Source organism: Rhodococcus sp. NPDC059234 (assembly GCF_042754225.1).
Taxonomy (GTDB): domain Bacteria; phylum Actinomycetota; class Actinomycetes; order Mycobacteriales; family Mycobacteriaceae; genus Rhodococcus_G.
Genome location: NZ_JBHZAH010000155.1, coordinates 1 through 9,728, shown reverse-complemented (window position 1 = coordinate 9,728; position 9,728 = coordinate 1). Strand labels below are relative to the sequence as shown.

Below are 9,728 nucleotides of genomic sequence, written 5' to 3'. Positions count from 1 at the left end.
GCTCAGCGGAAGCGGCGCCGATCCGTGTCTGCTTGCCGCCGGCGAGTCCTGATCGCGATCACCGACCAGAGCAGGGACGCCGCCGGTCCGACCGGTTCCGCGCTGACGCCACCGCTGTCGCCCCGCCGAGCTACGAGAACACCCAGCCACGCAGGGCGAGAAACCGGAGCACACCGACCAGTGCACTGACCGCGACGACGAGGATCGCCTGGACGGCGCCGCCGGCGGACGGCAGCCACAGGTCGAGCAGGGCCAGCGAGGCGGTGCTGAGCCCCAGCCCGACGAGCGCGAGCCCGCCGCCCTCCCACTGCGCCGGGAACCAGTGCACCCGCGCGGACGCGTGGAAGGTCAACCTGCGATGGAGTTCGTTGGCCAGGGCCGTGCTGATCACCACTCCCGCGACGTTCGCCGCGAGGACACCCCTGGAGTGCAGAAGGAAGAACACCAGCGCGTACGCGATGTTGCTCGACCCACCGACGAGGACGAACCGGACGAACTGCGCGAGGACGCCGTCACCCCGCAGACGCGCGCGCCCCGCCCGCCCCTTCATCCAGGGATAGGTCTCGGGCGCGGTCCCGTCGAGACCGTCGCCGCCGAATCCGGCGGCCGCCGGGTCACGCACGACCTCGGCGCGACCGTCACCGTACGTGATCACGTCGCCCATGAAAGCCCCCTCTCGACGCGAACACAGGCATCCGTCCCCCTCAGTGGGAGGTTGCACCACCGGCGGTCGGCGCGCCGCCCACCGTCAGGGCGGGCATCGTGCACCATCGCGGTGAGCAGCCCGCCGACCACCGCATCCCGTCGGAAGTCGGGCGTTCGACTCCCCACCACAGATACGACACCGTTTCGTGTTCTGTGCCGGGATCTCCTACCGCTGAGCCAGGAGTTGCTCGAACGGCACCGGGCTCTCGAACGGGTCGACGGACTCCCGCCGTGGACTCGCCGTCATCGCGGTCGCGAGTTCGGCTGCCGCGCGATCGATCCGGTCGGCCAGTCCCCGGCCGGCCTCCGCGCCACCGGCCCAGTCCTCGGAGGCCGCGAACACGGCCGACGGCACCACGCTCGAACGCAGGTAGGCGAACATCGGGCGGACCGCGTGCTCGAGGGCGAGCGAGTGCCGCGCCGTGCCGCCGGTGGCGGCGATCAGCACCGGCATGCCGTCGAGTGATCCGGGTTCGAGCACGTCGAAGAAGGACTTGAACAGCCCGCTGTAGGACGCGTTGAAGACCGGCGTGACGACGATCAGCCCGTCGGCACCGACCACCGTCTCGATCGCACGCCGCAACCCCTCGCTCGGGAAACCGGCGAGCAGGTTGTTCATCAGGTCGTGGGCGAGGTCGCGCAGCTCGACGACCTCCACCTCCGGCCGGCCATCCGCCTCGCCGACCGACCGCGCGGTGGCGGCCGCGAGCCGGTCGGCCAGCATCCGCGTCGACGACGGCACGCTCAGTCCCGCCGAGACCACCGCGATCCGGCGGGGGCTCATCGCGCCACCTGCTCCCCCGCCCGCACGGCGACCAGACCGGCGTGTGTGGGTGCATCCGGAACGTGCGCCGGGCGCAACGCGTCGAGCTCGCGGCGCAGCACCGGCACGACCTCCTCGCCGAGCAGGTCCAGCTGTTCGAGCACGGTCGAGAGGGGCAGGCCGGCGTGATCGACCAGGAACAGCTGGCGCTGGTAGTCGCCGAACGTCTCCCGGAAGGTGAGCGTCTTGTCGATGACCTCCTGCGGGCTGCCCACGCTCAGCGGGGTCTGCTCCGTGAACTCCTCCAAGGAGGGCCCGTGCCCGTAGACCGGAGCGTTGTCGAAGTACGGACGGAACTTGCGGACGGCGTCCTGCGAGTTCTTGCTGAGGAACACCTGCCCGCCGAGGCCGACGATCGCCTGGTCCGCGGAGCCGTGACCGTAGTGCTCGTATCGCCGCCGGTACAGCTCGACCAGCCGCTGGAAATGCTCCTTCGGCCAGAAGATGTGGTTCGCGAAGAAGCCGTCGCCGTAGTACGCGGCCTGCTCGGCGATCTCCGGGCTGCGGATGGACCCGTGCCACACGAAGGGCGGCACGTCGTCGAGCGGGCGCGGGGTCGACGTGAAGGACTGCAGCGGGGTCCGGAACTTGCCCGACCAGTCCACGACGTCCTCCCGCCAGAGCCGGTGCAGGAGCCCGTAGTTCTCGATGGCCAGCGGAATGCCCTGCCGGATGTCCTGACCGAACCAGGGATAGACGGGTCCGGTGTTGCCGCGGCCCAGCATCAGGTCGACCCGGCCGTCCGCCAGGTGCTGCAGCATCGCGAAGTCCTCGGCGATCTTGACCGGGTCGTTCGTCGTGATGAGAGTGGTCGAGGTAGAGAGCACGATCCGCTCGGTGGCGGCCGCGATGTACCCGAGCATGGTGGTCGGCGAGGACGGCACGAACGGCGGGTTGTGGTGCTCGCCCGTGGCGAAGACGTCGAGGCCCACCTCCTCCGCCTTCTTGGCGATCGCGACCATCGCCTTGATCCGCTCCCCCTCCGTCGGGGTGCGGCCCGTGGTCGGATCGGTCGTGACGTCACCGACCGTGAAGATCCCGAACTGCATACCTGCCTCCTCCATGTAGTTGAATATTTAATTTAATGCAGCAACCGTAGTCCACCGTGCGATATTCCCCGTAGCACTGGGGGACGGGTCCGGCGCGGACCCCGACAGGCGTTCCAACGATCCCCAACGTTTCCCTCTCGTTACCTGTACGCCGAGCGGAAGCCTTGTCCCGTCGTTACGATCCGTATTGCAACACCCGTCGGTTCGCCGCCGGGTGTTCGCCGGTGCAACGGCTCCGGTGCGGGTCACCTGTGGGGAGATGCCGTATGTCCGTAGCGAATTGGGATACGCACCTGGTGCGTGCAAAGGTGCCGACGTACGTCCATTCGTTGATACGACGCCAACGGCTGCTCGACGCGCTCGACAATGCGATGAACTCCCCTGTAAGCAACGCCACAACCGTTGCGTTGCTCTGCGCCCCAGCGGGTTCGGGCAAGACAATGCTGCTCGCGGACTGGGTGGAGGCCACCGGCCCGGGACAGGCTGCGCCGTCGATCGCCTGGCTGACCGTCGAGGACTGCGACAACTCGAGGGTCGCCCTGCGCGCCGCTACCGCTGCAGCCCTGGAGAATTCGACAAGCGAGCGGGTCCGCGACGCACTTCGTCACACACCTCCGCCCGCCTCCGATCGGTTTCCCGGCGCGCTCGCGGAGGCACTCGGCGCACTGGGCGAGCCGATCTGGATGGTATTCGACGACTCGCACCTGCTTCATGATCCGGAAGCCCTCGACGAACTCGGCAATTTCTTGCGGTGGTCACCGGCCAACCTGCGAATCATCCTCGCGGGTCGGTTCGAACCACCGATCGCACTTCACCGACTTCGACTCGAAGGGCGAGTCCGAGACTTCTCCGCCGGCGAACTCGCCTTCACCGAGGACGAAGCGACAGTCCTCTTCGCGGAACACGACCTCGCCCTCGACGCACCCGACATCGCCAGAATCCATGCCAGCACCCAGGGTTGGGCGGCCGGACTGAGATTGGCCGCCATCACCCTGGCACAGCACCCCGCTCCTGCCGCCATGATCGCCGACTTCGGGGGCAACAGCAGGGTGGTCGCCGACTACCTCGTCAACGAGGTGCTCGACGTGCTCGCAGGCGACCAGCGCGAGTTCGTCGTCGAAACCTCGATCCCGGATGCCTTCAACGCCGAGCTGGCCGAACAACTGACCGGAAAGTCAAACGCGCACAACCAGATCGACGCTCTCGAGCGCGCCAGCTTTCTCATCGAGCGCGTCCCCGGTTCCACGGGCTGGTACCGGTACCACCCGCTGCTGCGCGAGTACCTGCGCGCGGAGGTCGGGCGTCGAGGCCGGCGCGCCGTCGCCGATCTGGAACTGACCGCGGCGGCCTGGTTCGAGGCCGAGGACGACTCCGTCACCGCGCTCGAACACACTCTCCACTCGGGCGACGGCCCCGCTCTGGTGTCCCTGCTCGATCAATGCGGCCTGCGCATGGTGCTCGGCGGCGGCGGCGACGCGGTCACCGATGCGCTCACCCTGGCACCGCCGGCGGTGCGGAACGATCCGTCGATGCGACTGCTCCGCGCCGCCACCGAGCTCGCCCGTGGAAACGATGCGGCCGCGAGTTCCAGTCTCGGCGCGGTGAACCAGTTCCACGATCAGTCCATCCAACACACCGTGCTCGAGGACAGCCTGCGACTGCAGGCGTCCATCCGCACCGGTGGCATCGAGGACGCCCTCGATGCGTTGCAGGCGGACCCGGTCGGCACGACGGGCAATCCGGAACTCGACTCGTTTGCGCTGCTGCAGGCGGGCATGGCCGAGCTGTATCTCGACCGGCTCGACCCGGCCCGCCGCCATCTCGAGGCCGCGCTCGCCACCGCGGACACGACGAACCTGCCCGTGGTCACCCTGCAGACCCTCGCCGCGCTCACCGCTGTGTCCTGCTATCAGGGCCGAATATCGGAGATGGCAGACCTGGCAGGACGCGCCGAGACCTTCGGCCGTGCGCACGAACTCACCGACGACCTCTACTTCTCCGTTGCCCAGATGTTCGGCGCGGTCGGCCACTACCTCCGCGTGGACACGGCGGCGATGGACCCGCTGACCGTCGATTCGGTCCCCCTTCTGACGGAGTGCCCTGACCCGGCCATCGCGCGGGCCGCCACCTGCTACGGCGCGGTCTTCGAGTTCGAGACCACCGACGACCGCCACGCACTGGTCAAGACGATCAGGGATCACGCGGGTCCGGAGGGTTCGCGACCGATCCCCCCGGGCGCCACCGCTCTCATCGCGCCGTCGATTCAGCGCGCCTTTCTCCAAGTCGGTGAGACCGGCTGGGCCGGGGAGGTCGCGAAGTACACGGCGGCCGAACTCGGCGCCCGCGGCGAGGTCAACGTGCTCGGGGCGATGATGTCGTTGCATTCCCGCAAGGCAGACCTCGCCCGTCGCGAGCTGGCGCCGGTTCTGAGCGGCGACACCCACTGCACCTCCGCCGTCACTCAGATCCGTGCCTGGCTGATGGAGGCGACGATCGCGCACGCGCGCCACGAGACCGTATCGGCCAGAGCCGCGCTCGCCGAGGCGATGTCGATCGCGGAGCCCGAGGAGATTCTGCGACCGTTCCACGACGGCGGCGAGCCGGTCCGCGAGCTGCTCAATCACCACCACGGGCGCCTCGGCTCGCTCGACGCGTTCGCGGCGCGCGCGCGTTCGGTGATACCCCACGGTCCGAGGCAGGCCGCGGGACTACTCACCGCCAGGGAGTCGGAACTGCTCCTCGAGCTGCCGTCCTGGCACACCGCCGAACAGATCGCGGCGGATCTGTTCGTCTCCGTCAACACGGTCAAGACACACCTGCGTGGGATCTACCGCAAGCTCGACGTGCGCACCCGGCGCGATGCCATCGCCGAGGCCAGGGCACGCGGACTCCTCTGACCGCCGCAACATTTCACCACCCAAGGGTGAGGCGCCGGACGGGCCGCGCGCCGACACTGAAAGTCGAGTACCGGCCGTCATGATCGTCGGCACGTCGACAACAAGGAGGCTGCGTCGGTGGCACACCCCCAGCCCGCCCGTGTCCGGTACGAATTTCTCGTACGAGGCGACCTGTCCGAGCGTGTTCTGGCCGCGTTCCCGGAGTTGAGTGTGGCCGAGGCGCCACACGCCTACACCGCGCTGTACGGGCCGATCGACGGTGACACCCAGCTACGCGGCATGCTCGCGCGGTTCGACGCGCTCGGCATCACCGTCGTCGAGATGCGCCGCCTGCCGGATTGACCCGGCCGCATTCGGCGCGGTACTCCGACCACTTCCAGGTGCGCAGGAAGTCCGTCCCCGCCGACACCCCCCGCTCGTACAGGGCAGCCGACTGCTCCGCGCTGATCCGGAAGTCGATCGCGCTGACCACGTCGGCCGGCACGAAGACGGTCCGGCGGACCGTACACGGATCGTCGACGTACGCCGAGTCCTGATTGCTGAGCAGGGTGTCGAGCATGGCGAGCGAGAGCGACAGCGGGCCGCCCACCGGATGGGTCGGGGGCAGCCCTGGCGGCGCGACGAGCCGGATCCCGAAGGTCGGCCAGCGCGCCGCGAGAGTGTCCGGCCGATCGAACAGATCGATCGGAAAGTTCGAGAGCAGGCCGCCGTCCACCCAGGTGGCGCCTCCGATGCGAACCGGCTCGAACAGAAAGGGGATGGCCGCCGAGGCCCGCACCGCGCGTGCGATCGGGAACTCGTCCGGGTCGAGACCGTACAGGGGCAGATCCCAGGGAATGCGGACCAGCCTGCGCCGGGACAGGTCACTGGCGGTGACCACCAGCGACCACTTGTACCGGAGCACGGTCTCCTCGGTCCGCAGGTCGCCGAAGGTCCGCACGCCGAGATCGTCGAGGATTCCGGCGAGAAATCTCTCCAGGTACGCGCCCCGGTAGCGACCGTCCCACAGGATCAGCGACAGCGGACCGCCCACGAGCGGGATCCGGCCGACGAGGCCGGAGTCCTCGAATTTTCGATAGTCGAGGGCGGCCATGATCTCGTGCAGCCGGGAAACGGGCTCGCCTGCGTGCTGCAGCGCGGCGACCAGAGCAGCGACGATCGCCCCCGCACTTGATCCGGCTACCCGCGGAAACGCGTATCCGGCGGCGCTGAGTGCCTGCACCGCACCGACGAGCCCGATGCCGCGCACGCCACCGCCCTCGCACACCAGATCGGCCCGCAGTGCCGCCGCCACGGATCAACGATAGGGGCGGATGCCCGGCGAGCGGGCCTGGATTCGGCTAGTTCATCCCGCTGATGTTGGTCGAGCCGGTCACGGCGGAACCGATCAGCGGCGGCAGCGCCGCGGGGGCCTCTCCATGGTTGTCCATGCCGCTGATGTTGGTGGAGCCGGTCACGGCCGACCCGAACAGCGGTGCCATCGGATCCCGCTCGGAGCTGCCGTTACCGCTGGGGGCCGGGGTCTTGGTGGGGTCCCCGGTGATCGCACCGGTGAGGTTGGCGGAGTCGGCGTCGGTCAGGGTGGCGCCGACAAGGTTGGCCCCGGTCAGGCTCGCGCCCTTGAGCTTGGCGCGGGTCAGGTTCGCGCCCGTGAGGTTCGTGTTGAGAAGGGTCGCCGACTCGAGGTTCGCGCCGGTCAGGTTCGCCTTCGGCGCGTAGGCGAGGTAGAGGTAGGCGCCGGACAGGTCCGCGCCGGACAGGTTCGCGCCGGACAGCGTCGCGCCCAGCAGGTTGGCGCCCGACAGGTTCGCCCCCGTCAGGTCGATCCCGGCGAGGCTCGCACCGGACAGGTTTGCGCCCTTGCACTCGGTGAAGTGCGCCGCGGTCGGGTTCGACACGATCGTGCAGGTCCCGATGACCGTGTCCGCGCTCGCAGCGGGCGCCGTCATGGCCGCTCCGGCCAGGGCCAGACCCGCTCCCGCGACAACCGCGCCGACACGGGTCGCCACTCGGCGACGCCTGGAGCCGATCTGAACTGTGCCGTTCACGAACGCCGACATATGCAACTCACTTCCGCGATCCCCACCGGTCAGGGGGCCGAATCCAACCCGACGCGCACACAGTAACCAACGGATAGCGCAAACGGTCAGGTTTTCTGAAACAAGCGTCCAAGAGTTGGACAATCATCCAGATGGGTCGGGCGACGCCCCCGTTCGCGGGCCGAACACGGGCGTCGTCCACGGCGGGTGAAGGTCCGGCAGATCTCGACGGCGGGTAGACTGCCCTACATGCAGCGGGCGCTCCTTCTTCATCGCCGCGACGGGGTCTGATCCAGACTGGCTTCCCGTCGCGGGGTTCAGTCGCGCCGGTCGATCCACCATCGGACTACCCGTCCCCTCAGTTCGGAGATTCGTCAATGTCACCCGCCGACGCTTTTACATCCGGATCGCGCACCATCACGCCGCCGTCCAAGCCCGCACCCGCCGATCAGCCGGTGTGGAACACGCAGAAGAACTCGTCGATGCCGGCGTTCCGGTACCGCCCCTTCGCCGAGGAGGTCGAGCCGGTCACCCTGCCGGACCGCACCTGGCCGGACAAGGTCATCGACCGCGCACCGCAGTGGTGCGCCGTCGACCTGCGGGACGGCAACCAGGCCCTGATCGACCCGATGAGCCCCGCCCGCAAGCGCCGCATGTTCGACCTCCTCGTCCGGATGGGCTACAAGGAGATCGAGGTCGGGTTCCCCTCGGCCAGCCAGACCGACTTCGACTTCGTCCGCGAGATCATCGAGGACGGCGCCATCCCCTCCGACGTCACCATTCAGGTACTGACGCAGTCGCGGCCGGAGCTGATCACCCGCACCTTCGAGGCGTGCGAGGGCGCCGAGAACGTCATCGTGCACTTCTACAACTCCACCTCGATCCTGCAGCGACGAGTGGTCTTCCGCGCCGACAAGGTCGCGATCAAGAAGATCGCCACCGACGCCGCCGCGCTGGTCCTCGAGGAGGCGAAGAAGTACCCGGACACCAACTGGCGCTGGGAGTACTCGCCGGAGTCCTACACCGGCACCGAGCTCTCCTACGCCAAGGAGGTCTGTGACGCCGTCACCGAGATCCTGGGTGCCACACCGGACAAGCCCGTCATCCTGAACCTGCCCGCCACCGTCGAGATGGCGACGCCGAACGTGTACGCCGACTCCATCGAGTGGATGCACCGCAACCTCGCCCGCCGCGACTCGGTGATCCTGTCGCTGCACCCGCACAACGACCGGGGCACCGGCGTGGCCGCGGCCGAACTGGGCTACCAGGCCGGCGCCGACCGCATCGAGGGCTGCCTGTTCGGCAACGGCGAGCGCACCGGCAACGTGTGCCTGGTGACCCTGGGCCTGAACATGTTCACCCGCGGCGTCGACCCCCAGATCGACTTCTCGAACATCGACGAGATCCGTCGCACGGTCGAGTACTGCAACCAGCTGCCCGTCGCCGAGCGGCACCCGTACGGCGGCGACCTGGTCTACACCGCGTTCTCCGGGAGCCATCAGGACGCGATCAACAAGGGCCTCGACGACATGAAGTTCTCGGCGGACGCCCAGGACGCGGACGTCGACGACATCGTCTGGGCGGTCCCGTACCTGCCGATCGACCCCAAGGACGTCGGCCGCACCTACGAGGCCGTCATCCGGGTGAACTCGCAGTCCGGCAAGGGCGGCGTCGCGTACATCATGAAGGCCGACCACGGTCTGGTGCTGCCCCGTCGCCTGCAGATCGAGTTCTCGCAGGCCGTGCAGAAGATCACCGACGGCGAGGGTGGCGAGGTCTCGCCCAAGGAGATGTGGGACGTCTTCAACGAGGAGTACCTCGCGCCGATCGTCCCGCTCGAGCGGATGCGCCAGAAGGTGACCGCCTCCGAGGTGGACGGCGGCACGGACTCCATCACCGCCGTGGTCAAGGTCGACGGCAAGGAACAGGAGATCTCCGGCAGCGGCAACGGCCCGCTCGCCGCGTTCGTCGACGCCATCTCCACCATCGGCTTCGACGTGCGGGTGCTCGACTACAGCGAGCACGCGATGTCCGCGGGCGACGACGCCCAGGCCGCCGCCTACGTGGAGGCCGCGGTCACCACTCCGGACGGCGTCAGCAAGGTCGTCTGGGGTGTCGGCGTCGCCACGTCGATCACCACCGCCTCCCTGCGGGCCGTCGTCTCGGCCGTCAACCGCGCGTACTGACGGTCCTCGTCTGAAAGGGGCCGCACCCG

8 protein-coding genes are annotated in these 9,728 nt (G+C 68.7%); 3 read left to right on the top strand and 5 right to left on the bottom strand.

Features of this window, described 5'->3' with window-relative positions:
• Positions 1-130: 130 nt before the first annotated feature.
• The 3 genes from ACFXGJ_RS22590 to ACFXGJ_RS22580 form a co-directional block, all read right to left on the bottom strand.
• Positions 131-550: a GtrA family protein gene (locus tag ACFXGJ_RS22590; protein ID WP_378625117.1), complete on the bottom strand. Its 420-nt coding sequence runs from the start codon at positions 548-550 to the stop codon at positions 131-133.
• A 321-nt stretch (positions 551-871) separates the two neighbouring features.
• Complete coding sequence (locus ACFXGJ_RS22585; protein WP_378625114.1) at positions 872-1,489, bottom strand: FMN reductase; 618 nt, start codon at positions 1,487-1,489, stop codon at positions 872-874.
• Positions 1,486-2,577 carry an LLM class flavin-dependent oxidoreductase gene (locus tag ACFXGJ_RS22580; protein WP_378625111.1) on the bottom strand — a complete coding sequence of 364 codons (1,092 nt, stop codon included), beginning with the start codon at positions 2,575-2,577 and terminating at the stop codon, positions 1,486-1,488. Before ACFXGJ_RS22580 ends, ACFXGJ_RS22585 begins: the two co-directional genes overlap by 4 nt.
• A gap of 266 nt (positions 2,578-2,843) precedes the next feature.
• Here ACFXGJ_RS22580 and ACFXGJ_RS22575 point away from each other — a divergent pair, with 266 nt between their 5' ends.
• Complete coding sequence (locus tag ACFXGJ_RS22575; RefSeq protein ID WP_378625108.1) at positions 2,844-5,474, top strand: LuxR C-terminal-related transcriptional regulator; 2,631 nt, start codon at positions 2,844-2,846, stop codon at positions 5,472-5,474.
• A 117-nt stretch (positions 5,475-5,591) separates the two neighbouring features.
• Complete coding sequence (locus ACFXGJ_RS22570; RefSeq protein ID WP_378625106.1) at positions 5,592-5,816, top strand: hypothetical protein; 225 nt, start codon at positions 5,592-5,594, stop codon at positions 5,814-5,816.
• Here the strand turns inward: ACFXGJ_RS22570 and ACFXGJ_RS22565 are convergent.
• Positions 5,782-6,768: a patatin-like phospholipase family protein gene (locus tag ACFXGJ_RS22565; RefSeq protein ID WP_378625103.1), complete on the bottom strand. Its 987-nt coding sequence runs from the start codon at positions 6,766-6,768 to the stop codon at positions 5,782-5,784. The genes ACFXGJ_RS22570 and ACFXGJ_RS22565 overlap by 35 nt on opposite strands.
• 46 nt (positions 6,769-6,814) lie before the next feature.
• The gene (locus tag ACFXGJ_RS22560) at positions 6,815-7,483 is read right to left on the bottom strand and encodes a pentapeptide repeat-containing protein (protein WP_378625101.1); all 669 of its coding nucleotides are present in this window, start codon (positions 7,481-7,483) and stop codon (positions 6,815-6,817) included.
• 407 nt (positions 7,484-7,890) lie between these two features.
• Between ACFXGJ_RS22560 and leuA the strand changes: the two genes are divergently transcribed.
• Positions 7,891-9,699 (top strand): 2-isopropylmalate synthase, encoded by a 1,809-nt coding sequence (gene leuA / locus ACFXGJ_RS22555; RefSeq protein WP_378625098.1) that lies wholly within the window; start codon positions 7,891-7,893, stop codon positions 9,697-9,699.
• Positions 9,700-9,728 lie beyond the last annotated feature (29 nt).

Coding starts and splice junctions, on each gene's coding strand:
- ACFXGJ_RS22590 (WP_378625117.1), bottom strand. CDS start 550: ATGAAGGGGCGGGCGGGGCGCGCGCGTCTGCGGGGTGACGGCGTCCTC.
- ACFXGJ_RS22585 (WP_378625114.1), bottom strand. CDS start 1,489: ATGAGCCCCCGCCGGATCGCGGTGGTCTCGGCGGGACTGAGCGTGCCG.
- ACFXGJ_RS22580 (WP_378625111.1), bottom strand. CDS start 2,577: ATGCAGTTCGGGATCTTCACGGTCGGTGACGTCACGACCGATCCGACC.
- ACFXGJ_RS22575 (WP_378625108.1), top strand. CDS start 2,844: ATGTCCGTAGCGAATTGGGATACGCACCTGGTGCGTGCAAAGGTGCCG.
- leuA (WP_378625098.1), top strand. CDS start 7,891: ATGTCACCCGCCGACGCTTTTACATCCGGATCGCGCACCATCACGCCG.